At 70.5% G+C, this 25,025-nt stretch carries 19 protein-coding genes and 1 pseudogene; 12 read left to right on the forward strand and 8 right to left on the reverse strand.

The genetic code is table 11. The features are described from left to right. Positions 1-707: 707 nt before the first annotated feature. Positions 708-1,271, reverse strand: a complete 564-nt coding sequence (locus ACVTJA_RS40610; RefSeq protein WP_465828570.1) for a hypothetical protein — start codon at positions 1,269-1,271, stop codon at positions 708-710. A gap of 491 nt (positions 1,272-1,762) precedes the next feature. On the opposite strand from ACVTJA_RS40610, the gene alaS reads away from it, so the two are divergent. The 4 genes from alaS (at position 1,763) to ACVTJA_RS40630 (ending at position 8,267) form a co-directional block, all read left to right on the forward strand. Further along, positions 1,763-4,459: an alanine--tRNA ligase gene (gene alaS, locus ACVTJA_RS40615; protein ID WP_465828572.1), complete on the forward strand. Its 2,697-nt coding sequence runs from the start codon at positions 1,763-1,765 to the stop codon at positions 4,457-4,459. After that, on the forward strand, positions 4,456-5,121 hold the full coding sequence (locus ACVTJA_RS40620) for a hypothetical protein (protein ID WP_465828573.1): 666 nt from the start codon (positions 4,456-4,458) through the stop codon (positions 5,119-5,121). Before alaS ends, ACVTJA_RS40620 begins: the two co-directional genes overlap by 4 nt. Then, positions 5,118-7,511 (forward strand): TIGR02266 family protein, encoded by a 2,394-nt coding sequence (locus tag ACVTJA_RS40625; RefSeq protein WP_465828575.1) that lies wholly within the window; start codon positions 5,118-5,120, stop codon positions 7,509-7,511. Before ACVTJA_RS40620 ends, ACVTJA_RS40625 begins: the two co-directional genes overlap by 4 nt. A gap of 138 nt (positions 7,512-7,649) precedes the next feature. Then, the gene (locus tag ACVTJA_RS40630; RefSeq protein ID WP_465828577.1) at positions 7,650-8,267 is read left to right on the forward strand and encodes an outer membrane beta-barrel protein; all 618 of its coding nucleotides are present in this window, start codon (positions 7,650-7,652) and stop codon (positions 8,265-8,267) included. 16 nt (positions 8,268-8,283) lie between these two features. Here ACVTJA_RS40630 and ACVTJA_RS40635 read toward each other — a convergent pair whose 3' ends face one another. Further along, positions 8,284-9,621, reverse strand: coding sequence for a glutamate--cysteine ligase (locus tag ACVTJA_RS40635; RefSeq protein ID WP_465828579.1), 1,338 nt, complete (start codon positions 9,619-9,621; stop codon positions 8,284-8,286). 59 nt (positions 9,622-9,680) lie between these two features. Here ACVTJA_RS40635 and ACVTJA_RS40640 point away from each other — a divergent pair, with 59 nt between their 5' ends. The 3 genes from ACVTJA_RS40640 (at position 9,681) to ACVTJA_RS40650 (ending at position 15,016) form a co-directional block, all read left to right on the forward strand. Further along, on the forward strand, positions 9,681-10,496 hold the full coding sequence (locus ACVTJA_RS40640) for an EI24 domain-containing protein (RefSeq protein WP_465828582.1): 816 nt from the start codon (positions 9,681-9,683) through the stop codon (positions 10,494-10,496). 213 nt (positions 10,497-10,709) lie between these two features. Further along, complete coding sequence (locus tag ACVTJA_RS40645; protein ID WP_465828585.1) at positions 10,710-13,955, forward strand: MXAN_5808 family serine peptidase; 3,246 nt, start codon at positions 10,710-10,712, stop codon at positions 13,953-13,955. A gap of 155 nt (positions 13,956-14,110) precedes the next feature. After that, entirely contained in the window at positions 14,111-15,016 is a 906-nt protein-coding gene (locus ACVTJA_RS40650; protein ID WP_465828588.1) for a hypothetical protein, read from the forward strand. 31 nt (positions 15,017-15,047) lie between these two features. Here ACVTJA_RS40650 and ACVTJA_RS40655 read toward each other — a convergent pair whose 3' ends face one another. Further along, positions 15,048-15,773 (reverse strand): glycerophosphodiester phosphodiesterase, encoded by a 726-nt coding sequence (locus tag ACVTJA_RS40655; RefSeq protein WP_465828590.1) that lies wholly within the window; start codon positions 15,771-15,773, stop codon positions 15,048-15,050. 114 nt (positions 15,774-15,887) lie between these two features. On the opposite strand from ACVTJA_RS40655, the gene ACVTJA_RS40660 reads away from it, so the two are divergent. Beyond that, on the forward strand, positions 15,888-16,121 hold the full coding sequence (locus ACVTJA_RS40660; protein WP_465828592.1) for a twin-arginine translocase TatA/TatE family subunit: 234 nt from the start codon (positions 15,888-15,890) through the stop codon (positions 16,119-16,121). Between the two features lie 12 nt (positions 16,122-16,133). Here ACVTJA_RS40660 and ACVTJA_RS40665 read toward each other — a convergent pair whose 3' ends face one another. From ACVTJA_RS40665 to ACVTJA_RS40675, 3 genes and pseudogenes are all read right to left on the reverse strand, one after another. Beyond that, on the reverse strand, positions 16,134-16,940 hold the full coding sequence (locus ACVTJA_RS40665) for a hypothetical protein (protein ID WP_465828594.1): 807 nt from the start codon (positions 16,938-16,940) through the stop codon (positions 16,134-16,136). A 6-nt stretch (positions 16,941-16,946) separates the two neighbouring features. After that, positions 16,947-18,389: a hypothetical protein gene (locus ACVTJA_RS40670; protein ID WP_465840772.1), complete on the reverse strand. Its 1,443-nt coding sequence runs from the start codon at positions 18,387-18,389 to the stop codon at positions 16,947-16,949. 957 nt (positions 18,390-19,346) lie between these two features. After that, positions 19,347-19,406, reverse strand: a pseudogene (locus ACVTJA_RS40675) (zinc-ribbon domain-containing protein); the annotation flags it as partial. 168 nt (positions 19,407-19,574) lie between these two features. On the opposite strand from ACVTJA_RS40675, the gene ACVTJA_RS40680 reads away from it, so the two are divergent. Beyond that, entirely contained in the window at positions 19,575-20,243 is a 669-nt protein-coding gene (locus ACVTJA_RS40680) for a polyhydroxyalkanoate synthesis regulator DNA-binding domain-containing protein (protein WP_465828596.1), read from the forward strand. A gap of 36 nt (positions 20,244-20,279) precedes the next feature. On the opposite strand, the gene ACVTJA_RS40685 is transcribed toward ACVTJA_RS40680, so the two are convergent. Together ACVTJA_RS40685 and ACVTJA_RS40690 are read right to left on the reverse strand one after the other, a co-directional pair. After that, positions 20,280-21,083: a ParA family protein gene (locus ACVTJA_RS40685; RefSeq protein WP_465828597.1), complete on the reverse strand. Its 804-nt coding sequence runs from the start codon at positions 21,081-21,083 to the stop codon at positions 20,280-20,282. Positions 21,084-21,099: 16 nt separating this feature from the next. Then, positions 21,100-21,417, reverse strand: a complete 318-nt coding sequence (locus ACVTJA_RS40690; RefSeq protein ID WP_465828598.1) for a hypothetical protein — start codon at positions 21,415-21,417, stop codon at positions 21,100-21,102. A gap of 165 nt (positions 21,418-21,582) precedes the next feature. On the opposite strand from ACVTJA_RS40690, the gene ACVTJA_RS40695 reads away from it, so the two are divergent. The 3 genes from ACVTJA_RS40695 to ACVTJA_RS40705 all read left to right on the forward strand — a co-directional run bounded on the left by ACVTJA_RS40695 (position 21,583) and on the right by ACVTJA_RS40705 (position 24,981). Continuing rightward, positions 21,583-22,497, forward strand: a complete 915-nt coding sequence (locus ACVTJA_RS40695; protein WP_465828600.1) for an ArsA family ATPase — start codon at positions 21,583-21,585, stop codon at positions 22,495-22,497. Continuing rightward, on the forward strand, positions 22,494-23,609 hold the full coding sequence (locus ACVTJA_RS40700) for an ArsA family ATPase (RefSeq protein ID WP_465828602.1): 1,116 nt from the start codon (positions 22,494-22,496) through the stop codon (positions 23,607-23,609). Before ACVTJA_RS40695 ends, ACVTJA_RS40700 begins: the two co-directional genes overlap by 4 nt. Positions 23,610-23,829: 220 nt before the next feature. Further along, complete coding sequence (locus ACVTJA_RS40705) at positions 23,830-24,981, forward strand: tetratricopeptide repeat protein (protein WP_465828605.1); 1,152 nt, start codon at positions 23,830-23,832, stop codon at positions 24,979-24,981. The last annotated feature ends 44 nt before the right edge of the window (positions 24,982-25,025 follow it).

Genomic DNA, 25,025 nt, shown 5'->3' on the forward strand with positions numbered 1-25,025 from the left:
CTGAAGAATCCGGATGTCCATGGCGTCAACGCACCTTGAAGGAGCCAATCCACGCAAACCGCATCGCCAACGCCTCACTCAGCGGACGCACCGCGAGCGGTCTTCCCGGTCCAGTCCTGGGGAGGAACACAGACATTCCCTTCCTGCCCGGGGAACATCTGCGCGCATCCCCAACCCTCGGGGCAGTTCGCGCCGTCACGACAGGCCATACTGCAGAAGTAACCCTGCTTCCGCCCTCCCGGGGCCGCATGGAGACACAGCCCCGTGTGGCACTCGCTGGCGCCATACTGCGTGCAGTCCTCGCCCACTTCCTTCGTGGGCTTGGAGGCCTTTTCCGGGCGGTGCTCCTGCAGCACGAGGCGGTCCACGGCTGCTGGAGTCTCCCGCGGCGCAGGCTTCTCACAGGCCGACAAGGTCAAACAAATGAAGCCTGCCAGACTCAAGGCAAACAGGGGCCGTGACACCGCGGTGACCTCCGAGGAGAAACACGAAGGTGTGGTCCGCGCACGAGGTCCCCGAGCCCTGCTCAGTCGGCACATCGACCCCACACAACGTGAGTCGCGCCTTGTAAACCAATCGGGTCAATGTTGACTACTTAAATATTCTCAACATTCCCAACCAATCCCGTCTGCTTCAGCCAAACAGGAAAACTGCCAGGAGCATGTCGACAGAAAGACAGGCGGAAGACGAGGATGCCTACAGCGTTCTCATGGCTCGCATGCGTTCCTCTGGGCAATGCAAGCCTCTTCGCGAACCTGGACCTCGTTGTCCTTCTCCAACGCTTGGAGTTTGGAAATGGCACGCCGCCTCAGTTCAGCAGTCTCCGTGCTTCGCGCCAGGGTTTCGAGCCCATGAGGCACCATGCCTCTCGCCGGCATGGTGGCGGTTTCCGCGAGCGCTGAGAGCGCCTCCAGCGCCTCCTCACCGCCGTATCGACCTCCCATCAATTCGCCGATGACGAAGGCCCCCATCGGGTTGGTGCCCCTGCCGAAGCCCGCGAGCAGGAGCGGCCACAGCACCCTCCGCTGCTCCGCCGAGAGAAGCTCCCAGCTCGAATCCAGCTCCTTCACGAGCTGCCACGCATCCTCGTGGGCCCAGAACGTCGCGTCGCCCAGCAGCGCCACCACCTGGTCGAACGCATCCTGGGGAAATCGCGCATCCATGCAGAGAGCGGCGGTCAACTCCACCATGAGGTCCGCGAGCGACTCTCCCGGGCCAGCCCGCACGGCTGCATTCACGTCATCGAGAACGGCCCTGGGCTCACGAATCATGGAATCACTCCAGCCACTCCGTCGAAGCGCGACTGCATTCCAGATGAGCTGACTGAAGAAAGCGGAGGGGTGAGGCGCACAGCAACAAGGACGGCCCCGAGCCCGATGGCCGGACACACGAGAAACGCCGCTTCACCTTCGAGCAGCGGACCCGCCCTGAGCTCATCGCCTCCGCCGCGTCCCCCGAAGTCGAACGTCGAGTCTCCCGCTCCGGCCTGCCCGACAGCCAGCCAGGCAGCGTCTCCGACTCCGCGAGCACTCCACCCGCCCCGGCCCTCGGGCCCGAGGTCGGCAGCGGACGCTCCCCCGGCCCCCCTGTCCCCCATCCGACACCGTCCGCCCGGACACCATCCGGCCGTCCCGGCCCGCCGTCACCCCCTCCCCTAGCAGACCACCGTCCAGGTCAGCCCCCTGGAGCGTGGGCCGTCCTCCCACCCATGCACCCTCCAAGAACTCCTGCGCCGCGTCCTGTTGTGGCATATACCCACACCATGCCTTCCGCCCTCACCGCCTCCCAGATTCGCGAGGCGTTCCTCAAGTTCTTCGAGGAGCGTGGCCACCGCCGCGTGGCTTCCTCCTCCCTGGTGCCCGCCAACGACCCCACCCTGCTCTTCACCAACGCGGGCATGGTGCAGTTCAAGGACGTCTTCACCGGCCGAGAGAAGCGCGACTACACCCGCGCCACCACCTCGCAGAAGTGCGTGCGCGCCGGCGGCAAGCACAACGACCTCGACAACGTGGGCTACACCGCGCGCCACCACACGTTCTTCGAGATGCTCGGCAACTTCTCCTTCGGCGACTACTTCAAGCCCGACGCCATCGCGTACGGCTGGGAGTTCGTCACCCAGGTGCTCGGCCTCGACAAGGAGCGCCTCGCCGTCACCGTGTTCAACGGCGAGGGCGGCATCCCCTGGGACGAGGAGGCCTTCGAGCTGTGGGCGAAGCAGGGCGTGCCCCGCGAGCGCATCCTCAAGCTCGGCTACAAGGACAACTTCTGGGCCATGGGCGACACCGGCCCGTGCGGCCCCTGCTCCGAAATCCACTACCACCAGGGCAACGACATCCCTTGTGTCGAGGAGGCGGCGGGCAAGAAGTGTCAGGGCGTCGCGTGTGACTGTGACCGCTGGCTCGAAATCTGGAACCTCGTGTTCATGCAGTTCGAGCGCAAGGAGAAGGACGCGCCACTGATTCCGCTGCCCAAGCCGTCCATCGACACGGGCGCGGGCCTGGAGCGCATCGCCTCCGTCGTCCAGGGCAAGCGCTCCAACTACGAGACCGACCTCTTCCAGAACATCATCGCCAAGGTCAGCGAGCTGTGCGGCAAGACCTACACGCAGGAGGGTGGTGCCTCCATGCGCGTGGTGGCGGACCACAGCCGCGCGGCGGCGTTCCTCATCGCGGACGGCGTGACGCCCGACAACGTGGGCCGTGGCTACGTCCTGCGCCGCATCATGCGCCGCGCCGTCCGGCACGGCTCCCAGCAGCTCGGCCTGGACGAGCTCTTCTTCTTCAAGGTCGTCGACCGCGTCATCGAGCTCATGGGCGACGCGTATCCCGAGCTGCGCGAGAGCCGCACCTTCATCCTCGAGGTCTGCCGCCACGAGGAGACCAGCTTCCGCGAGCGGCTCAAGACGGGCCTCAAGCTCATCGACGAGGAGCTGGCGAAGCTGCAGAAGTCCGGCGCCAGGCAGCTCTCCGGCGACGTCGTCTTCAAGATGCACGGCACCTACGGCTTCCCGTGGGACCTCACGCAGATCATCGCCCGTGAGCGCGGCTTCGACGTGGATTTGAAGCGCTTCGAGGACCTCCTCCAGGAGGAGGCGGACCGGAACGACCCGTTCAAGACCAAGGACCAGGCGCTTGGCGACCTCTACCTGAAGCTGGCGGAGCGGCTCGGCACCACCGAGTTCCTCGGCTACGAGGGCGAGGGCCACGAGGGCGAGGGCAGCATCCGCGCCATCGTGAAGAACGGCGCGGAGGCGACGGAGGCGTCGAAGGGCGACAGGGTGGAGCTCGTCCTGGACCGCACGCCCTTCTACGGCGAGTCCGGCGGCCAGGTGGGCGATACCGGCCGCATCGTGGGCCACGGCGGCAAGGCGGTGGCGCAGGTGAAGGACGCGCAGCGCCCGGTGCCGGGCCTCGTCGTCCACTCGGTGGAGGTCACCGAGGGCACCTTCAAGGTCGGCGACATGGTGCAGGCGGGCGTCGACAACGAGCGCCGCAAGTCCATCCGCGCCAACCACTCCGCGACGCACCTGCTGCACAAGGCGCTCAAGCTGGTGCTGGGCGAGCACGTGAAGCAGGCGGGCTCCGTCGTGGCGCCGGACTACCTGCGCTTCGACTTCTCTCACTTCTCGCCCGCGACGCTGGAGCAGCTCGAGCAGGTGGAGGACCTGGTCAACGGCTGGATTCGCGACAACGCGTCGTCCGAGACTCGCGTCATGAAGCTGGAGGACGCGAAGAAGTCCGGCGCCGTCGCCATGTTCGGCGAGAAGTACGGCGAGACGGTGCGCGTCGTCACCGTGCACCCGGAGTCCACCGAGCTGTGCGGCGGCACCCACGTGCGCCGCAGCGGTGACATCGGTCTGTTCAAGATCACCAGCGAGAGCGGCGTGGCGGCCGGCGTGCGCCGCATCATCGCGCTCACCGGTATCGGCGCGCTCCAGTACGTGCGCGAGCAGGAGCACGAGCTGCGCCGCGCGGCGGAGCTCCTGAAGACGAATCCGAAGGAGCTGTCCAAGCGCGTCGAGGCGACCCAGCGCCGCGTGAAGGAGCTGGAGCGCAAGGTGGAGGAGGTCTCCGTCAAGGCGCAGACGGCGGGCAGCAAGGACCTGCTGGAGCAGGCGCGCGAGGTGAACGGCATGAAGGTGCTGGCCACTCGCGTGGACGCGGCGGACGACAACGTGCTGCGCGGCATGGCGGACCAGCTCAGAGACCGCATCCGCTCGGGCGTGGTGGCCATCGGCGGCGAGAAGGACGGCCGCGCCATCATCCTCGTGGCGGCCACGAAGGACGTGGTGGCCAAGGGCATCAACGCGGGCGCGCTGGTGCGGGAGATGGCGAAGGAAGTGGGCGGCAAGGGCGGCGGCAAGGCGGACATGGCGCAGGCCGGCGGGCCTGACGCGGCGAAGCTGCCCGCGGCGCTCGACAAGCTGTACGAGCTGGTGAAGGGCGCGGGCGCGGCGTGAGCCTCCGGTCCTCCCCTTCCCTGGCGCCAGCGGCGCTCCTCACCGCGGCGGCCCTCCTCATGGGGGGCTGCACGAAGGAGGAGTCCGCGCGTGGCGCCGAGGGCGGGGGCGACGACCGGACGCTGCAGAAGCTGCGCGCCGAGGTGGACCGGGTGAACCAGGGAGGCCCCCCCTCCCGGGGCCCCGAGTCCACGCGGGGCGCCCCGAACGCGCAACTGGCGGGGCTGGCCGCGGGGCTCGACGAGTCCTCGGAGCGCAAGCTGGCGCTTCCCGAGACCAACGCCACCGTGCACGTGGACACCCTCGCGGTGAAGCTCACCGGGCTGGAGTCCTCGCACTCGGTGAAGGGCTCGGGCAAGGTGGGCCTGACGACGGAGGACCTGTTCCTCCGCGTGCGGCTCATCACGCAGAACGTGGGGGCGGCGCCCCTGACGTTGGATATGGATGGCGCGCAGGTGGTAGGCGCGGGGAACCAGAGGTTTCCCCTGGCCCGTGACGCGCAGGTGGTGGCGGGCACGCGGCCCCTGCGTCGCACCTGGGCGCCCGAGGAGCGCACCGACGTGGTCCTCCTGTTCGAGCTCCCCCCGGCGGCACTGCGGGAAGACGGCCTGCACCTGGTGATGCAGGGGTCCGGAGGGGACGTACGGATTCCCCTGCGATGAGCGGACTCGCGTCCAAGCTCCTCCCCCTGCGCATCCGGCTTCCGTACACGACGGAGGACGAGTTCATCGAGAAGTACGGCTCGAACGTGGCGCGCGGCGGAGTCTTCGTCGCCACGCGCGCGCTGAAGCCGGAAGGGACGGGGCTCGCGTTCGAGTTCGTCCTGGCGGACGGCACGCGGCTCTTGCGCGGTGAAGGCGTGGTGGTGAAGGCGCAGGTGGACGCGGGCGGCGGGCGCGCCGGAATGACGGTGCGCTTCGTGAAGCTGGACGCGTCGAGCAAGGCGCTCATCGACCGCCTGGTGGCCCGGCGCAGCGGCGCGGCCGAGCCCGCGCGACGGGCGGCGCCCGCTCCGGCGCCCACGGAGGCACAGGCCACGCCACCGGCCGGGGCGGCGGCAAATGAAGAAACCCAGACTCCCGAGCGGGAGGAGCCCGCGGCGCCCGAGGAGCCAGCACCTCCACCGGTGGCCGAAGCACCCAAGGCCTTCGCACCCGAGGAGCCGGCCCCATTCGAAACGAGGTCGGAGGACGACGACCTCGGCTTCGACATCACCGCGAGCCTGACGGAGCCAGAGGAGGAGAAAGCCTCGGCTGACAACGAGGCCACCGCGCCCGCGCCGGCCCCCCAGGAGCGTGCTGAAGTCCTTCAGCCCACCGCACCGGCCCCCCCGGAGCGCGCTGAAGTCCAGCCCACTCCGCCGGCCGCCACCGAGCCCGAGCCACCAACGACCGCGGCGCAAGACGCCGAGGCCGTGCGCAACCGCCGCCGCGCGCTGCTCGACGTGCCCGTCTCCGCGCCCACGCCGGTGCCCTCGATTCCCGAGGTCGTCCTCGGCATCGACCTCGGCACCTCGCACGCGCGCGTCGCCGTCTTCCACGAGGGCACCGTGAAGCTCGTCCCGCTCCCCGGCACGGACGGCACGGAGCTGCCGGCCCTCGTCGCCGTGGACGGCAGTGGCGAATTGCTCGTCGGCCCCGCCGCGCAGGTGGAAGCCGACCGCGCCCCACGCCGCGCCACCACGGGCCTCAAGCGGCTGCTCGGCCTGCGCGCGCGCTCGCCTCGGCTGAGGGAGCTGTCCAGCCAGCTCCCCTTCCCCATCTCCGCGGACCCGAGCGGCGACGCGGCCGTGGAGCTCGGCGGCCGGCTCATCGCTCCCACGCTCTTCACGGCCCTGGTGCTGCGCGAGCTGAAGCACGCCGCCGCCACCTTCGTCGGCCGCAAGGCCACGCGCGCCGTCATCAGCGCCCCCTCGCACTTCACCGACCGCCAGCGCGCCGCCCTGCGCGAGGCCGCGACGCTCGCCGGGCTCGACGCGCAGCGCATCCTCACCGCCTCGGCGGCCGCGGCGCTCGCGTACGGCCACAGCAAGGGCCTCGCCCGCAAGCGCGTGCTCGTCGTGGACCTCGGTGGCGGCGGCCTCGAGGTCTGCGTGGTGCAGGTGACGGGCGACGACCTCGAGGTCATCACCACCGGTGGCGACGCGATGGTGGGCGGCATGGACTTCGACGCCCGCATCGCGGAGGCACTCGCCGCGGACCTCGCGGACCAGGGCGTGCCCCGGCCCCAGCACGTCCTCGACTGGGCCCCGCTGCGCACCGCCGCCGAGTCCACCAAGGTGGCCCTCTCCGAGCGCGAGCAGGTGGACGTCGCGCTCTCCCCAGGCACCCTGCCCCCCTTCACCCGCGAGCGCGTGGAGGCCCTCACCGCGGACCTCGCCCAGCGCGTGGTGGCCGTCGTCCGCGAGGTGCTGGAATCCAACGCACTCTCTCCGCAGGGCCTGGACGCGGTGCTGCTCGTGGGCGGCCAGGGCCGCGCGCCGCTGGTGCGCCGCCGCCTGGAGGAGAGCCTCGGCGTCCCGGTGCGCGACGACGTGGACCCGCGCGGCGCGGTGGCGCTCGGCGCGGCGCTGCTCGGCCAGGGGCTGCTGCTGGCGGAGGCCGGCAAGCCCGCCGCCTCCGTGTCCGAAGTCCTCTCCGCCCCCATCGGCGTCGCCGAGCGCGGAGGCACGCTGCGCCGCGTGCTGGAGCGCAACACCCGCCTGCCCACCAGCAAGACGCTGGTGCTGCCCGTCGTGCCGGGCGCGATGGAGCTCGCTCTCTTCCAGGGCCCCTCGCCCGTGGCGACGGAGAACGAGTACCTCGGCAAGCTCTCCCTCTTCGTCGAGCGTCCGGGCGAAGCCGAGCTGCACTTCTCGCTCACCGCCGATGGCGCCCTCTCGCTGGAGGCCACCCTCCCGGGCGTGAAGCGCAAGCCCGTCTCCCTGGCCGGCGACGAGTTGGACGACGCGGCCCGCGATACGCTCATCGGCCGCTCCCCCCTGGAGGGCGAGCCCGAGGCGCGTCCGGGCGGCCTGCTGTCCGGACTGAAGAAGCTCTTCGGCCGCCGCTAGGGCGCAAGGATTCCTCCAGCTCCGCGAGCCCACTCCCGCCGCGTCCGTGCGAGCCAGCGTCCGCCGCAGCGGCCATCCCTGGAGCCCGGTCAACGCATGGCCACCTTTCCGCTGACCGACATTTCGGGGAGGTATGCGATGCGACGTTCGACGTGGTGGAGAGGGGCCGCCCTGGCGGCCGCGTGCCTGGCAGCGCCGGCATTCGCGATTGAGGCCCAGAACGTGGGCTCGAAGCTGAAACTCAACGAGCGGCCCCCGGTGGGCGTCGAAGTGGGCCTGGGCGTGGGCGGCTTCACGGGTGACCTGGCGGACAACACCAACCCGGGACCGCTGTTGGGCATCACCGCCATCGCGCAGATTCAACCGCTCATCGGCGTCGAAGCCGGCTACCAGGGCCAGCGCCTCGCCATCGACGACAACCGCGTGGACAGCGGCGAGGGCATCTGGCGCCACAACGCCAGCCTCCTCGCCAAGGTGGGCCCGCTCCTGGACGAGAAGTGGCGACCCTTCGTGGGGGCTGGCGGCGGCCTGAGCTACCTCAACCCCTCGGAAGGCGCGGAGGGCTTCTACGACAACGACGTCCAGACGGAGATTCCGCTGGCGGCCGGCCTGGACTACCGCTTCGGCAACATCGTCGCCGGCGCGCGCGCCACGTACAGCGTCCTCGGGAGCGAGAACGTAGTCCAGTCGCCCGACGGTGATGACGAGAAGGGCAGCCTCTTCAACGCCAACATCACCATCGGCGGGCGCTTCTAGCCCCGCGCCCCTCGCGTCACAGCGAGGCGCGCGCCAGCACCGATTCGGGGCGGGGGTCCTTCTCCCACGCCTCGAGCACGGCCACCGCGGGCGAGCGCCCCGAGGCGGCCACCTCGGCCAGCGGGTCCAGCAGCGGCGCGTCCGCCGCGTCCAGCCGCTGCAGGCCGCGCCGGGAGATGGCCACCATCTCCGCGGCCAGCCGCTTCAGCTCGTGCGAGCCCAGCTTCCCGCCGAGGCCCTCGCGGCGCGCGGTGTCGTGGAAGGCCTGGTGCTCGGCGAAGCTCAGCTTCGGCAGGAGGCGCTCCGCCTCGTCCAGCGCGGTGGCGTCGTAGAGGATGCCGCGCCACAGCGCCCCCAGTGCGCCCGTCATCGCCGGATTCACACAGTCCGCGCCGCGCACCTCCAGCACCTTCTTCAGCCGCACCTCGGGGAAGAGCGTGGACAGGTGGTCCGTCCAGTCGTTCAAGTCGGGCGGCTTGCCCTCGAAGCCCTCCTTCAGGAGCTGCCGGAAGGTGAGCTTGGGGTGCAGATACTCCCCGTTGCGGCGCAGGAAGAGCAGCGGCGCGTCCAGCGCCCAGTCCACATAGGCGCGGTAGGAGAACGAGCCGTCGAAGAACGCCGGCAGGTAGCCACAGCGCGTGGGGTCCACCTCGTCCCAGACGCGGTTGCGGAAGGACAGGTAGCCGGACGGCTTGCCCTCCACCAGCGGGCTGTTGGCGTAGAGGGCATTCATCAGCGGGGCCAGCCGCGCCACCACCACCGTCTTGCGGATACAGTCCGCCTCGTCCGCCCAGTCGAGAGATACCTGACCGGTGGCCGTCATCAGCATCATGTTCAGCGCCAGCCGGCCGCGCTCCGGCAGCGTGCGCCGCATGACGAGGTAGCGCGTCTTCGGCATCCACGGCATGTCCGCCGGCGTCACCGTGGGCCGGTAGCCCAGGAAGACGACGCGCAGGCCCAGCGCGTCCGCCGCCGCCTTCACCTCCTTGAGGTGGCCCAGGTTCTCCTCGTGCGCCTCGCGCGCGGTGCGGAAGGGGCTGCCGGACAATTCGAACTGGCCGCCCGGCTCCAGGGAGATGGTAGCCATGCCGCGCTGCAGGGCGATGACCGGCGACTCGGGCGTCTCGCGGAAGGGCGTGTAGCCGTTGGGCGCCAGCCGGGTCAGCAGCGCGCCAATCCCCGAAGCCCCTTCATAGGACGGGGGCGTCGCGGACCCGGCGGGGTAGATGAACTTCTCGTGCTCCAGGCCGAGCCGGTGCTCGTCCCGGGGCTTCTCGGCGGACCGGAAGCCGGCCACCAGCATGTCGACGGAGGTGATGGGCTCGGAGGCCGCGCGCTTGAGATCGAGGGACATGGGCGCGCCCTATATAACGTGAGCCGTTGGACCCGCCCTGATTTGCGCATGGCCCCTTCATGACCCCACACTCCGCCATCCCCCGCCTCGCGCCCGAATCCCGCCTGTCTGATTTCTTCCAGGGCCTGGGACTGCTCGGGCGCGCCTTCTCGCTCCTCTTCCGCTCCCGGCGCCTGTTCCTCCTGTCAGCCCTCTGCGCGGCCGTCACCGCCGTGGCGCTGGTGGGCCTCGCCTGGCTGCTGTACCGCTACGCCCCCGGGCTGCTGGCCGGGTACTGGCCCCTCCCCGAGTCCTGGTACGGCCGCGTTGGCTGGTACACGGTGCTGGTGCTGTCCGCCCTCGTCGTCTGGGTGGTGGGCGCCAACATCGTCCCTCCCCTGCTGCTCGCCCCGCTGCAGGACCCGCTGTCCGAGACCACGGAGGCCGTGGTGGGCGGCGACGACGGCCCGCCCTTCACGCTGGCGGGCTTCGTGCGAGGCATCGTCACCGGCGTGGCGCACACCCTGGCGCGCCTCTTCTTCCTCATGGTGGGGCTGGCCATCCTCCTGCCCCTCCACCTGGTGCCCGGCGTGGGCAGCGTGCTGTGGACGGTGCTCGGCAGCCTGTGGACCATGACCTGGATGGCAGGCGAGTACCTGGCCGCCCCCATGACCCGCCACCTCTATGCCTTCGCGGACGTGCGCCGCATGCTGCGCGAGCGGCGCGCCCTCTGCCTCGGCCTGGGCGCGGGCGTCTACGTCCTGCTCTGGGTGCCCATCCTCAACACCTTCTTCCTGCCCCTGGCCATCATCGCCGGCACCCTGCTCTACCGCGGCCTGCGCGAAGCCAACCTCCTGCCTCCGCCTCCGGACGCCACACCCGGTGCCCTGAAATAAACGTCCGGGCCGGCTGTCCTCCCGACGTGGCGGGAACGCAATGACGTTCAGGGACGTTCTGCATCCTCAGCAGCAAGGCGATGCCTTGAAGCACCCGGCAGCCGTGATTAGGCTTGCCCGGCCGCTCCCAGCGCACGTTTTCCGCTTCACAAAGGTTCGGAATCTCAGGGCATTTCACGCAATACCCAGGGGCGTCTCGGCGCTCCAGCTTGGATGAATCACATGCCGCGTTTCTTCCGCCGCATCACCGCCGTTGCCGTGCTCCTCGGGGCCTGGGCCCTGGTGGGCAGTAACCGGGCGCCCTTGCCGCTCACCATGGGCGCAGCCGAGGCCGGCCAGGGCTCCTGGGACGGCAGCCTGCCCGCCGCCAAGGGCGAGAAGGCCCAGCACGACCTCAACAGCCTCCGGGTCCTGACGAAGGTCATCCTGTACGTCAAGGAGAACTACGTCGACCCCAAGCGCGTGAAGCCCAAGGAGATGATGATTGCCTCGCTGGAGTACGTCGAGAAGAGCGTTCCCGACGTGCTCGTGGACGGCAACGCCGAGACGGGCAAGCTGAACATCAACGTCAACGGCAAGCAGCGCGAGTTCGACATCGCCCACGTCGACTCGCTGTGGAAGATGTCCTTCGCCCTCAAGGACGTCTTCGACTTCCTGTCGAAGAACATGCGCCCCATCGAGGAGACGCGCGACATCGAGTACGCCGCGGTCAACGGCATGCTGTCCACGTTGGACCCGCACTCGGTGCTGCTGCGCCCGGAGCTGTACCGGGAGATGAAGCTCTCCACCAAGGGTGAGTTCGGCGGCCTCGGCTTCGTCATCCAGATGCGCGAGGGCAACCTCACCGTCGTCAAGGTGCTGCCCAAGACGCCCGCGGCGCGCGCCGGCATCCAGAAGGACGACCGCATCAAGAAGATTGGCGAGGAGTCCACCGTCAACATGGACCTCAACGAGGCCGTGTCCAAGCTGCGCGGCGCGGTGGACAGCCGCATCACCATTACGGTGGAGCGCGACGGCTGGGACAAGCCCCGCGCCATGACGCTGGCGCGCGCGATGATTTCGATTGAGAGCGTCCAGCACAAGCTGCTCGCCGGTGGCGTCGGCTACGTGCGCCTGAAGAACTTCCAGGGCAACACCACGCGTGACCTCGAGGCCGCGCTCTCGGACATCCGCAAGCAGGCCGCGACGAAGGGTGGCTTCAAGGGCCTGGTGCTGGATTTGCGCGGCAACCCGGGCGGCCTCCTGGAGCAGGCCATCCAGGTCTCCGACACGTTCCTCTCCAGCGGCACCATCGTCGCGACGGTGGGCCTGTCCGACAAGCTGCGCGAGGAGAAGCGCGCGCGTCCCACCGAGGGCGAGGACTCCTTCCCCATCGCGGTGCTGGTGAACTCGGGCAGCGCCTCCGCGTCCGAAATCGTGGCGGGCGCGCTGAAGAACCTGGACCGCGCGGTCATCATCGGCCGCCAGACGTTCGGCAAGGGCAGCGTGCAGGTGCTGTACGACTTCCCGGATGACAGCGCGCTGAAGCTGACCATCGCCAAGTACCTCACGCCGGGCGACGTCTCCATCCAGGAGGTCGGCATCGTCCCGGACATCCAGCTCGTCCCCACGCGCGTCACCGACGAGCGCCTGGACGTGTTCGCCCCGCGCCGCTCCATGGGCGAGGCGGACCTGGACCAGCACTTCGGCAACCCGGAGTCCTCCACCGTCGCCAAGAAGCGCGAGGACGTGCTGGACCGCGAGAAGCCGCTGGAGAGCCTCAAGTACCTGAAGGTGGACGAGAAGCAGCAGCAGGCCGCCGCCGCGAAGGAGCAGTCCAAGGACCCGAAGGTGGCCGCCAACGAGAAGGCCGCGGGCGAGAAGAAGCACGGCGACAAGGAGCACCCGCTGCTGGACGTGGACGTGGCCGGCCAGGGTGAGGACCTCGACGACCAGCTCGACGCCGAGTCCCAGGACGAAATCAAGGAGGACTTCGAGGTCCAGTTCGCGCGCGACTACGTGCTGAAGGCCCCGGCCAGCAACCGCAAGCAGCAGCTCCAGCAGGGCAAGGCCTTCGTGAACCAGAAGCAGAAGGACGAGGAGGGCCGCATCAACGCCGCCATCGCCGCGCTGGGTGTGGACTGGAGCGCCGGCCCCACGCCCAAGAACGTGCAGCTCGCCGCCACGCTCAGCCCGGGCCCGGACGCGAAGATTGCCGCGGGTGAGGTGCTGGAGATGGTCGTCACCGCGGAGAACAAGGGCACCGAGCCGCTCAAGCGCGTGCGCGCCTGGACGGAGAGCGACAACGCCTTCCTGGACCGCCGCGAGTTCCTCTTCGGCGCGCTGAACCCGGGTGAGAAGAAGTCCTGGAAGGTGAACGTGCGCCTGCCCAAGGACCTCACCAGCCGCCGCGACGACGTGACGGTGAGGTTCTTCGACGACAATGGCCAGCTGCCGGAGACGCGCGTGGCGGAGCTCAACTTCGTGGAGCTGCCCCGTCCCGCCTTCGCCTTCAACTGGCAGATCATCGACGACTGCGCCACCTGCAACGGCGACGGCGTCGTGCAGCGCGGTGAGACGGTCTCCGTGGTGCTGGACGTGACGAACGCGGGCACCGGCCCGGCGCTGGACTCGTTCACGCAGATCAAGAATGGCGGGGACGCCAACATCTTCATCGAGAAGGGCCGCTTCAAGCTGGGCGAGCTGAAGGCCGGCGAGACGAAGACGGCGCGCTTCAACCTGGAGGTGAAGAAGGGCTACAAGGGCGACACCTTCCCGCTGAAGCTGGCCATCATCGACGAGCCCCTCGAGGAGTTCGTCATGGAGAAGCTGGAGCTGCCGGTGACGGACGCCGCGGCGGCCGCCCTGGAGCCGAAGAAGTCCTTCGTCCGGGTGAACGACAAGGCGGAGCTCTTCAACGCTCCCGCGGCGGATGCCCGCCCGGTGGCGAAGGTGTCCGGGGCCACGGTGCTGCCCGTCGAGGCCGTCACCAAGGGCTTCTACCGGGTGGAGCTGGAGAAGGGCCGCTTCGCCTTCGTGCGCACGCAGGACGCGCGCGAGCAGAAGACGGCGGGCCGCGCCACGGCGCCGAAGCTGGCGTGGGCCACGCAGCACCGTCCGCCGGACATCCGCCTGGATGTGGACCCGGCCGCCGGTGGCCTCGTGGCCAACGGGGACAAGTTCACGCTCTCCGGCGCGGTGAACGACCCCAACGGCCTCCTTGACGTCTACGTCCTGGTGAATGACCAGAAGGTCTACTTCAAGGGCGTGGACCCGAAGGGCGGCGAGCCGAACACGCTGAAGTTCTCCACCGAGTTCGCGCTCAAGGAGGGCAACAACAACGTGCTGGTGGTGGCCCGCGAGGACACCGACTTCGCCAGCCGCCGCACGCTGGTCATCCGCCGCCGCCCGGCGGAGGTGGCCCAGAAGATTGCGGCGCCGGGCACCTCGGCCACCACGGTGAAGCCGCAGCCGCAGTAGGCACGGGCCTCACGGCGCCTTCCGCCTCCATCCGGGCGGCTCTTCCTTCGGGAGGGGCCGCCCGTTTTGTTGACGCTCCTTGCAGGCAGGCGTTAGCGTCCGACGCGTTGGGCGCCCCCCGGCCGGTTCGTGCGCCCCCGGAGGCGGTGACGCGAATGCGGACGTTCAGTCGGTGGCTGGTGCTTGCGGCCCTTGCTTCGGGCACGACGGCGTACGCGGACGACAACGACCTGCAGATCTACCAGATCGGCAATCCGGACCCGGACGGCCCGAATCCCAACGCGTTCGCCAACGCGGACTTCCAGGCCTTCGCGCGCGTCATGGGCGCGGCGATGACGTCCGTCAACCTGATGCCGCCGGAGACGACGGGCCACTCGGCCTGGGCCGTCAACGCGGAGCTGTCCGTGGTGTCGCTGCCGGACAGGGAAAGCCTCCTCATCCCCACGGAGAGCGCGCAGCCCTCCTCGGTGCTCATCCCCTCCTTCCACGTGCGCAAGGGCCTGCCCTTCTCGCTGGAGCTGGGCGGGCGCGTGGGCTGGATTGAGAAGAGCAGCCAGGTGGTGGGTACGGGCGAGCTGAAGTGGGCCGTCAACGAAGGCTTCACCTGGCTGCCGGACGTCGCCGTACGAGGGCACGTCTCGCACCTGTTCGGCGCGAAGGACCTGAGCCTGACGGTGCTGGGCCTGGACATCGGCGTGGGCAAGCAGTTCCCCCTGGGCGGCATGGTGACGCTGACGCCCTACGGCGGCCTGGACCTGGGCTTCGTGGGCGCCACCACCAGCCGGCTCGACTTCAACCCGGCGCGCTCCTACGAGGACTCCACGGAGGACAACTCGCGCGCGGCGCTGGAGGACACGGCCGAGTACAACAAGGTCTCCTTCGGAGACAACATGAACCAGCGCCTGTACGGCGGCGTGCGGTTCATCGGCGGTGTGCTGCAATTGGGCGCGGAGCTGTCGCTGACGCGCACGGGCAGCGTGAAGCCGGACCCGAACTCCGAGGAGACGGTGGGCGTGCCGGCGGTGTTCGCCTTCAACACCACGCTCGGCCTGGACTTCTGAGCCCGGCCAAGCCGCGGCTTCCAGGCCGCTGCTACGCGGCGGCCCTGAGCGCTGCTCGCACGGCGCCGGGGCGGTTGGTGATGAGGTAGCTGACGCCCATCCGCTCCAGCGTGGCGGCACGGGCGGGGTCATCCACCGTCCACGCGGCCACTCGCAGGTGGGACTGGCGCCACGCGGCCACCCGCTCCGGGGTGCAGGCCTCGTGGAAGGGGTGGACGGAGTGTGAGGACACCAGCGGGCTCACCCCGTACGCCTGCACGGCCCAGGGCTTGTCCGGGTCGATGAGGAAGCCCCGACGCAGCTCGGGCGCGACGGCGGCGAGCCGGAAGAGGCACATCGGGTTGAAGCTGGAGACGACGACGCGCTCTGCCAGCCCGCGCCGGCGCACCAACTCCGCCACCTTCTTCGCGAGGCCGCCGTCGTCGAAGCGGTCGCACTTCAGCTCGATGTTGACGAGGAAGTGTCCGGGCAGCGCCTCCAGCACCTCCTCCAGCAGGGGGATGCGAGCGGGGGCGAAGCCCAGCGGCGAGCCCACGTCGGCGCGCTGGAGCTTCCACCAGGGCGTGCCGCGTACGTCCCAGGGCAGGCGCGCCAGCCGGTCCAGGTGCTCATCGTGGCAGACGACGACTTCGCCGGAGCCGCACACCATGGCGTCCAGCTCCACTCCGTCGGCGCCCTGGCGGGCGGCCTCGGTGAAGGCGTCGAGGGTGTTCTCCGGGGCATCGGCGCTGGCGCCGCGGTGGGCAAGCAGGAGCATGGGCCGCAGTCTGCGATGGAAGCACCTTCCGCGCAGCAACGGTGCGAGCGTCCGCGTCCAGAGGTGGACGGGCGGCTTGCCTCCCCCGGCCCTTTGCTGCACTGTGCCCTCACCATGCTGGGCCTCGGCCTCGGAGAAATCATCGTCCTCGGCTTCATCCTGCTGGTGGTCTTCTCGGCCGCCCGCATGGGTCAGCTCGGCAACGCCGTGGGCAAGTTCGTCTACTCGTTCAAGAAGGCCTCGAAGGGCGAGGACCTCGTGGACGTGAACCCCAAGTCGCTGGGCCCGTCGCGCCGGGGCAGCACCGACGCCGAGTTCACCGACCCGAACTCCCCGCGCCGCCGGTAGGCCCGCGGGCCTTCAGTCCAGCCCGTGGGGGCCGGGACGTCGCGCCGGGCCCGGGCTGTCGGGCACCTGACGCACGGCCGGTGACTCGGCGAGCAGCCGGGAGGCCTGCTCGCGCAGGGCCGGGTGCAGGTTGCCGCTGGCGACGAGCTCGCGCAGGTCCGTGGCGCTCAGCAGCGGGACGATTTTCGCCCCAATCTCCGGCGGCAGGTACGGGTTGAAGACGAGCGCCCGGCGCACGCCGTGGCGCACGGACCAGCGCGGCGACTTCCAGATTTCGATGAGCGGCTCGGGCCGGGCCGGCCGGCGGGCGGCGATGCGCACCACCAGGTCCTCGGTGAGGCGCGGGTTGATGAGCACGTTGCGCAGCACGGACGGGTTGCTGACGGTGGCGAGGCGGGACAGCGTGTCCGGGTCTTTCGTGAGCCGCGCCTGCTGCTTGAGGTGGCCCAGGGACTGCGAGAAGGCGTTGGCGTCCGCGCGCGCGGCGGCGTCCGCGTCCATCTCCATCTGCGCGGGCCCCTGCGCGAAGAGGTCCGCCACCGCGTCGAGCGACTGCACGTGCGCGAGCCTGCGCAGGGCCTCGACGTGGGGGATGTGCTCGGTCTCCTGCTCCAGCGCGGCCATGAAGTCGGGCAGCACGCAGGAGGCGGGGGCCCAGCCGCTCCGGGCCAGGGCGATGAGGTCGCCGACCAGCTCGTTGGCGTCGAGCGGGTCCCTGCGGGCCAGCTCGCGCGCGGCGGCCTTGCGGCGAACATCCGGGCCGCCGCTGAGGGCGTGAAGGAAGCGGGCGACGGTGCGGGCCTCGTCCGAGGTGGGCATCGTGACTTACTCCGTGCGGCCGCCGGCCTCCGCCGTCGCGGGCGGCACCGGCTCCAGGGTGACCTCCAGCCGGAAACCGCCGAGGTCCGCCGGGTACTCCTGGAACATGACGAGGAAGGGAACCTTCGCGCCGGGCGCCACGAGGGTGGCAGCCGCGTCCAGGCGCTGGCTGAGCGCCGTGGCCGCCTCCGAGTTGCCCACGGCGTAGAGCTCCTCGGGCGTGGGCAGCGCGCCCGCGAGCGCCTCGGCGGAGCGCACCCGCTGGCTGCCGTCGAACAACGCGGCGCGCACGCGGATGCGGGTGGCGGCGCCGGAGCGGTTCTCCGCCTCGCCCCGGACGAAGAAGAGCGGGCGGCCGGACTTCGTGTCGTAGAGGGCGTTCGTCACGTCCAGGGCCACGAGGGGCCGGGGCGACGGGGCGACGAGCGTGCGCAGGTGGTCCGGGGAGAGCACGGACAGGTCCACGCGCCCCTCGCGCAGGTAGACGCGGCCCACGGCGGCGCAGGCCACCACGAGCACGGAGGCCACGACGAGGTTGGCGATGAGCGCGGTGACCTTGCGGGCGCGGCTCGGAGGACGGCTCTGGGGGATGCCGACGTCCTCGGGCCGGGCGGTGGGCCGGGCCACGGTGACGGCGGGCGCGGCCGGCACGGCGCCCATGTCCAGCACCTCGACGGAGCCCGCGCCGGGCGCGCCCACCCTGCCGAGGGTGACGCTGAACTCCTGGGCCTCCTCCACCGGGGGAACGTCCGCCAGCAGCGAGCCCGTACCGGCGTCGGTGGGAGCGGAGAAGTCGTCCGGGGCCGGAGGCGAAGCCCCGAGCAGCTCGGCGCGGCCCGTGTCGGTGGGCTGCAAGCCGGCGTGCTCGCCGAACGGGTCCGCGCCACCGGAGAGGTCGAAGGGGTCTGCCGGCGCGGACGGCGGAGGTGGAGCGGGCGCCCGGGCCGGCTGTGGCACGGGCGCGGCGGGCCGCGCGGCCGGAGCAGCCGAGCGGGGGCCACCGAGGTCGATGGACGCGAACGGGTCCTCGCCCGGAGGCGGGGGCAGCGGCGCCGGAGCAGCGCCCTTCGCGGGCGCCCGGGACGGGGCCGGGGAAGGCGCGCCCTTGGAACCCTTCAGGTCGATGGACGAGAACGGGTCCTCGCCGGCGGGAGCTGGCAGGGGCGCATTCGTGGCGGTGACGGCGGTGTCATCGACGTCGATGGCACCAAACGGGTCCTCCTCGCTCGCGGGAGCCGGCGGAGACGCGGAGGCCGTCGGGCGGATGTCGGTGACGGTGGCGTCATCGATGTCGAAGGAGCCGAACGGGTCCTCGCCCGGGAAGGAAGTCGTGGGAGCGGGAGCCGGCCGCACCGGGCCCATCGCCACCGCCCCGGAAGGCGCGGAGGCCGGAGGGTTCGCGGCCCGGCGCAGCGCCTCCGCGGCCGGCGGAGCCGTGGGAGACGGCATGCCTGGAGCGCGACCCGGGACGGCGGGCGCGGGAGCCTTGGGCGAAGGCAGCAGGTCGAATGCCCCCGCTGACGCAGCCGGCGCGGAAGCGCCCGGAGCCCCGAGCAGGTCCGCGAACGGGTCAGGTCCTCCCAGCTCGTACGAAGCCGGGGCGGAAGGACCGGGAGCAGGCACGGCACCACGGGCAGTGGGAGGAGGCCCCCCGACAGGAGCCGACGTCCCCGAAGGCGCGGCCACGGCGCCTGGCGCCGGAGGAGGCGGGGGCGCACCGCCGCCCTGCCCCGCCCGAGGCGCCGGGGCCCCGGCCTTCTGCGGACCGAACATGGTCACCGGAGCGGGCACCGCACCTGGAGTCCCGGGAGGAGCCCCACGCCCCGTCCCGGCGGGAGCTACGGCCCCCGCGGGCCTCGGCCCCGCCACGCCCGGTAGCGGTACGGCGGCGACGGCCCCCGGCAGCGGCACGGCCCCACCCTGCGCATGGCCCCCCTGCGTCTCGGCGGGAGGCACCGCGCCGCCATACAGCCCCGTCGTCATGGGCCGGGCCGGCCCCACCGGAGGAGCGCCAGCGGGCGCCGGCAGCGGCACGGCCCCCATGGCTCCGGGCGCATCGAACGGAGTGGCCGGCGTGCGGGCCGCGGGCGGCAGCGGCACCGGACCGACACGGGTCGGCTCGTGGAAGACACCGTCCCCCGTGTCGAGGTCCCCGTCCACACTGTTCCACGGTGTAGCCGCCGGTCGGGCAGGCGGGCCCCGGGTGGCCTCCACGCCCTGGGCGAAGTACCCCGGCTTGGTTATCTCCACATTTCGAGGGTCTGGAGCGACCCCGAATGGAGCGAATGGGTCCGCCTCTCCGCCAGGAGAGGGCGCAGGCGACGCACCCGCCTCACCCGCGGCGGTCTCACGAGTGACCCGGAAGGTGTTCTGACATTTGGTGCAGCGGACCTTGACCCCCTTGTCGGTCACCTTCTCATCGGGGATCTTGAACCGCGTCTGGCACCGCTCGCACTTGACGATCATTCAGCAGGCCCGGCTGGAGTCGCGAGTATAGGGGCAGCGGAGAGGCACGGCGAGCCGGGTTCTCGTTGCTTGCTCGCTTCCAACCCCTCTGCTACGAGGTTCGCCCCTGCGAGACTCAGGCGGGGCACGTGGCTTGGAGTCGAGCCCAAAAAAGGGGCGGAGAGACACATGAGCGAGGCCGAGCAAGCAGGCGCTCCCAGCAAGGAGCCCAAGATCATCAAGCGGTACACGAACCGGAAGCTCTACGACACCGTGGAGAGCCGGTACGTCACGCTGGATGAAATCGCCGCGATGATCAAGGAAGGGACCGAGGTACGGATTGTCGACAACCGTACAAAGGAAGACCTGACCTCGGTCACGCTCGCGCAGATCATCTTCGAGGAGGAGAAGAAGAAGAACCAGATGCCGCTGTCGGTGCTGCGGGAGATCATCCGCCACCCAGGCGAGTCCATCTCCGGCTTCATCCAGAAGGAGGTCACCCCGCGCGTGGCTTCCATCCGTGAAGAGGCCGAGTCCCGCCTCGACAAGCTGCTGCGCCGCGACGAATCCACCGGCAAGACGGACGCCCCCACCCCCGAGGAGCCGTCCGCCAACGTCACCTCCAGCGAGCCCGCGAGCGGCGGCGCCGGCCTCAACCCGGCCGACCTGCTCAAGGCCAGCCAGCGCGCGTTCGAGGACTGGCAGCGCAAGATTGACGAGCGCGTGAAGCACGTCGTGGAGAACCTCACCGGCAACCTCCCCGCCCTGGGCCGCGACATGGCGGCGCTTACCCAGCGCCTCGAGGAGCTGGAGAAGAAGCTCGAGCAGGTCGAGCAGCAGAAGAAGCCGCAGCCGTAGCCCACGCGGGGCGCGCCGGCTTCCACGGCCCGCGCCTCACGCAACCTTCGGCGCCCGCCCCTTCTTCCTCGGGGCGGGCCCGCCGTGGAGCTCGGCCGCGATGGCCGCCAGCATGCGGGCCCCCCGGCTCCTCGGCGCGTATTCCCAGATGGTTTTTCCGTGGCTCTGGGCCTCGTCCACCTTGACGTCGAAGCCCAGCGGCGTGGCCGCGAGCGCGTCCGGGAAGTAGGCCTTCAGGCGCTCCAGAATCGCCTCGGCCAGCGCCGTCTTCCGGTACAGCGTGGGCACCACCTTGGTGACGCGCAGCTCGGGCCGGCCCTCCGCCTCGCCCACCTGCCGCACCGTGTCCGCCAGCTCCGCGCAGCCGTCCAGCGCCAGGTACGTCAGCGCCACCGGCACCACCACCTCCGTGGCGGCCACGAGGATGTTGCGCGTGGTGAGCCCCATGGACGGCGGCGCGTCGAAGACGACGGCGTCATAGCCCGCGCCTTCCGCCGCCATGAGCCGGTCCGCCAGCCGGTGCGCGCGGCGCGCGTCCGAGGCCACCACCAGCGGAAAGTCCGCCATCTCCTTGTACGCGGGCAGCACGTCCAGGCCCTCCACCGCCGAGCGCCGCACCACGTCCTCGAAGCGCACCGCCTCGTCCGTCAGCAGGTGGAAGACGTTGCGAGGCAGCGTGCGCACGTCCACGCCCAGCACCTTCCCCGCGTGGCCCTGCGTGTCCAGGTCCACCAGCAGCACGCGCAGGCCCTTCTCCCGCGCGAGCCACGCGGCGGTGTTCACCGCCAGCGTCGTCTTGCCGGTGCCGCCCTTCTCGTTGATGAAGGCGATGCGCCGCATGGCCCCCCCGGCCGGACTACTTCGCTTCCTTCTTCGCGCCCGTCTTCGCCGCCACCAGCGCGTCCACCTTACCCTCGACGGACGTCAGCATCCGCTCCAGGTCATCCACCTTCGAGCGCAGCTGCTCCAGGTCCGCCGTGGACGGCAGATTCATGGCCGACAGCGCCGTGCGCAGCGTGCTGTCCAGCGTGCCCTTCGCCGCCAGCGAGCGCGACACCAGCGTCTGCACCGCCGCCACGAACTTCTCGTTGGAGAGCAGTTGCTGCGCCAGCTTGCCAATCCGCTCCTCGCCCGTCTCCACGAGCTTCTTCATCACCGGGTTGTTCTTGAGCATGGGATGCGCATCCTCGCGCGTGGGGCCCGCAGGGCCTTCAGGAAGTCAGGAAAAAGACGCCGCACTCTGTGAGGGGCCAACGCGACGTGTCAAGCAGCGCAACAAGAAGCGGCCAAACGCGTTGACTCCTGGAGACACGATTCCTACGGTTCGCCGCTCTCTTTTATGGCCGGACTTCTCGACAAGCGGCTGTGGATCGTCTCGGGCAAGGGCGGCGTCGGCAAGAGCACCATTGCCGCGGCCCTGGCCCTGGCCTCGGCGCGCGCGGGGCGCAAGACACTCGTCTGCGAGGTGAATACGCAGGAGCGCGTCAGCCGCTTCCTCGAGCGCCCCGCCGCGGGCCCCGAAGTGACGCTGCTGGAGGACAACCTCTGGGCGGTGGACGTGCGCCCCCAGGAGGCCATGCGCGAGTACGGCCTCATGGTGCTGCGCTTCGAGACGCTCTACAAAACCGTCTTCGAGAACCGGCTGGTGCGCTACTTCCTGCGCTTCATCCCTTCCCTGCAGGAGCTCGTGCTGCTCGGGAAGATCATGTACCACCTGCAGGAGACGGGGCCGGACGGGCGCCCGCGCTTCGACACCATCGTCATGGACGCGCCGGCCACCGGACACGCCATCTCCTTCCTCAGCGTGCCGCAGGTGCTGGTGCAGACGGTGCCTCCGGGGCCCATGTCCCGTGAAGCCCAGAAGATGCGCGATTTGCTCGTGGACCCGGCGGTGACGGCGACGGTGCTGGTGGCGTTGCCGGAGGAGATGCCGGTGAACGAGGCGCTGGAGCTGCACGCGGCGCTGCGTGACAAAGTGAACATCCGCACGCACGCGGCGGTGCTCAACCAGGCCTTTCCCGAGCGCTTCACGGAGGCGGACCTGGAGGCGCTGCTCGGCCACCCGGAGCTGCACGCGGTGGCCAAGGCACACCACGACCGCGCGGCGCAGGCGGTGCTCGCGGGGACGAAGCTGGAGCGCAACCTGCACGCGCCGCTCTTCACGGTGCCACGGCTCTTCACTCCCGAGTTCGGAAGGGACGCGATTGAACAGGTCATGGGGCACCTCGAACCGATGGTGACGGGGGAGACGTGAGCACGACGGCCCTGGCGTCCGCGCTCGCGGACAAGCGCGTCCTCATCTGCGTGGGCTCGGGAGGCGTGGGGAAGACGACGGCGGCGGCCGCGCTGGCCCTGCGCGCCTCGGTGGACGGGCGCAAGAGCCTGGTGTGCACCATCGACCCGGCGAAGCGGCTGGCCAACTCGCTGGGCCTCACCGGGCTGGGCAACGCGGAGACGCAGGTGCCGGCCACCGCGCTGGAGCCGCTCGGCGTGACGGCCCGCGCGCCGCTGTACGCGATGATGCTGGACATGAAGCAGACGTGGGACGACCTGATTACCCGCGTCGCCCCGGCGGACCAGCGCGAGCGCATCCTCTCCAACCGCTTCTACCAGTCGCTCTCCACGGCCCTGGCGGGCAGCCAGGAGTACATCTCCATGGAGAAGCTCTGGGAGCTGCGCCGCCGCAACTCCCACGAGCTCATCGTCCTGGACACGCCGCCCACCGCGCACGCGCTGGACTTCCTGGACGCGCCCAACCGCGTGCTGGACTTCCTCGACAACGAGGCGGCGAAGTGGCTCCTCGCGCCCGCGCTGAAGGCGGGCAAGCTGGGCCTGTCGCTCTTCAACCGCAGCGGCTACGTCATGCGCGCGCTGGCCAAGTTCACCGGCACGGAGATGCTGCAGGAGCTGTCCAACTTCATGCTCTCCATCTCCTCCATGAACGAGGGCTTCCGCGAGCGCGCGCGCGGCGTGCGGCAGCTGTTGGAGGACCCGAGCACCGGCTTCGTGCTGGTGACGAGCCCCCACCCCGAGCGCATGGACGAGGCCATCCACTTCCACTCGCTGCTCAAGCAGCACCGCATGGAGGTGGTGGCGCTGGTCGTCAATCGCGTGCACCCCATGCCGGACGAGGCGCTGTGGACGGACGCGGCCACGCTGACGCCCACCCGCCGCGCCAAGGTGGAGGAGACGCTGCGCGAGCTCCAGGTGCTCGCCGAGCAGGACTCGACCGGCATCTCCCAGCTCCAGGCCGCCTGCCCGGGCGTCCCCATCATCCAGGTGCCCCGCTTCGAGCTGGACGTGCACGACATCACCGCCCTCTGGCGCACCGGTCGCTACCTGCTAGGAGACGAGTCGCTTTCCTGACGGAGCCGCCCTGTCGGACGTCCCTGCCCGGCACGTCGTTCCTCCCGTCCGGAGGGCAGGCGGCCGGGGAGGCGCGGGCGGCGGGGGCGCATTAAGCTTCGGCGCGCCCACCCGCGACGGTGGGAACCCCCGGGGCCTCCGCGATGTCCTGGAGGCAGACCGGGCCCGCCGGCCTGGGAGCAGGAGGACGCACTTCGTGATTGGGAGAGAGCGAGCGCACATGTCGGTCACTCGTCGGTGGTGGTGGCTCGCGGCGCTGGGACTGGTGGTGTCCGGATGCCGGACGACGGGCTCGGCCGCGCGGGCGGACGGCCAGGGGACGCCCCCCAAGCAGGAAATCCAGTTCGACCCGGTGACGGTGACGGCGGACCTGGAGCTGGACAAGCTCAACGACGAGGAGCTCTTCGCGGGAGGCACCTCGGCCTTCGCGGCCAATGACTTCAGACAGGCGGCGCGCTACTTCGGCCGGCTCGCGGACTTCCACCCGGACAGCAAGCACCGCCGCGCGGCGCTCTACAACGCGGGCCTCGCCCACCAGCGCCTGAAGGAATGGGAGGAGGCCGGGCACCGCTTCTCCGAGCTGGCGGACCCGGCGAAGGGTACGGGCGACGCGCTCGACGCCTCCTTCCGCGTGGCGGAGACGCAGTACCACCTGGAGCGCTACGACGAGGCCGCCACGCTGCTGGCCACCATCGCCGAGCGGCAGGACCTCCCCATCAACAAGCGCCTGGAGGCCCAGGTGCAGCAGGGCATCTGCATGCTGGAGGCGGGCCGCTCCGACGAGGCGGAGAAGGCGCTGCGCAGGTCCATCTCCACCTACGAGGGCCTCGCCGACAAGGACGAGGTGGACGACTACTTCCCGGCGCAGGCGCACTTCTTCATCGGGGAGATCTACCGGCTGCACTACGACGACGTGAAGCTGGACCCGGCGAAGGGCAGCGACAAGCTGGCCGAGGACCTCAACTACAAGGCGGAGCTGCTCCTCTCCGCGCAGGGCCACTACCTGCGCTCCATCCGCGTGGGCAACGGCTACTGGGCCACCGCCGCGGGCGCGCAGATTGGCGCCCTCTATGAAAACCTCTACGAGCACATGGTGAAATCGCCCGCGCCCTCCGAGCTCGACGCCGCCGAGGCCCAGGTCTACCGCCAGGAGCTGCGGAAGAAGATTCGCGTGCTGCTCACCAAGTCCATCAGCATCTACGAGCGCACGCTGGAGACGGCCGAGCGCATCGGCTCGCAGAGCGCCTTCGTGGACCGCACCCGCGAGAGCCTCGCGAAGGTGAAGGCCCTGCTGCTGGCGGACGCGGAAGGCGAGCCCGACGCCGATTCGCATCCCGCACCGCCCGCGGCGGGCGCCGAGCCCCACTCCTGACGCCCTGGCCCGGCTGGGCAGCCGGGCCCGCTCGACGTAGCCTC

This window comes from Pyxidicoccus sp. M6, from assembly GCF_055568925.1.

Bases quoted from the DNA above. Each gene is read 5' to 3' on its own strand.
- ACVTJA_RS40660 (WP_465828592.1), top strand. From the start codon at position 15,888: ATGCTGGGCCTCGGCCTCGGAGAAATCATCGTCCTCGGCTTCATCCTG.
- ACVTJA_RS40680 (WP_465828596.1), top strand. From the start codon at position 19,575: ATGAGCGAGGCCGAGCAAGCAGGCGCTCCCAGCAAGGAGCCCAAGATC.
- ACVTJA_RS40640 (WP_465828582.1), top strand. From the start codon at position 9,681: ATGACCCCACACTCCGCCATCCCCCGCCTCGCGCCCGAATCCCGCCTG.
- ACVTJA_RS40690 (WP_465828598.1), bottom strand. From the start codon at position 21,417: ATGCTCAAGAACAACCCGGTGATGAAGAAGCTCGTGGAGACGGGCGAG.
- ACVTJA_RS40655 (WP_465828590.1), bottom strand. From the start codon at position 15,773: ATGCTCCTGCTTGCCCACCGCGGCGCCAGCGCCGATGCCCCGGAGAAC.
- ACVTJA_RS40665 (WP_465828594.1), bottom strand. From the start codon at position 16,940: ATGCCCACCTCGGACGAGGCCCGCACCGTCGCCCGCTTCCTTCACGCC.
- ACVTJA_RS40610 (WP_465828570.1), bottom strand. From the start codon at position 1,271: ATGATTCGTGAGCCCAGGGCCGTTCTCGATGACGTGAATGCAGCCGTG.
- ACVTJA_RS40650 (WP_465828588.1), top strand. From the start codon at position 14,111: ATGCGGACGTTCAGTCGGTGGCTGGTGCTTGCGGCCCTTGCTTCGGGC.
- ACVTJA_RS40635 (WP_465828579.1), bottom strand. From the start codon at position 9,621: ATGTCCCTCGATCTCAAGCGCGCGGCCTCCGAGCCCATCACCTCCGTC.
- ACVTJA_RS40625 (WP_465828575.1), top strand. From the start codon at position 5,118: ATGAGCGGACTCGCGTCCAAGCTCCTCCCCCTGCGCATCCGGCTTCCG.
- ACVTJA_RS40630 (WP_465828577.1), top strand. From the start codon at position 7,650: ATGCGACGTTCGACGTGGTGGAGAGGGGCCGCCCTGGCGGCCGCGTGC.
- ACVTJA_RS40670 (WP_465840772.1), bottom strand. From the start codon at position 18,389: ATGCCGTCTCCCACGGCTCCGCCGGCCGCGGAGGCGCTGCGCCGGGCC.
- ACVTJA_RS40685 (WP_465828597.1), bottom strand. From the start codon at position 21,083: ATGCGGCGCATCGCCTTCATCAACGAGAAGGGCGGCACCGGCAAGACG.
- alaS (WP_465828572.1), top strand. From the start codon at position 1,763: ATGCCTTCCGCCCTCACCGCCTCCCAGATTCGCGAGGCGTTCCTCAAG.
- ACVTJA_RS40645 (WP_465828585.1), top strand. From the start codon at position 10,710: ATGAATCACATGCCGCGTTTCTTCCGCCGCATCACCGCCGTTGCCGTG.
- ACVTJA_RS40705 (WP_465828605.1), top strand. From the start codon at position 23,830: ATGTCGGTCACTCGTCGGTGGTGGTGGCTCGCGGCGCTGGGACTGGTG.
- ACVTJA_RS40695 (WP_465828600.1), top strand. From the start codon at position 21,583: ATGGCCGGACTTCTCGACAAGCGGCTGTGGATCGTCTCGGGCAAGGGC.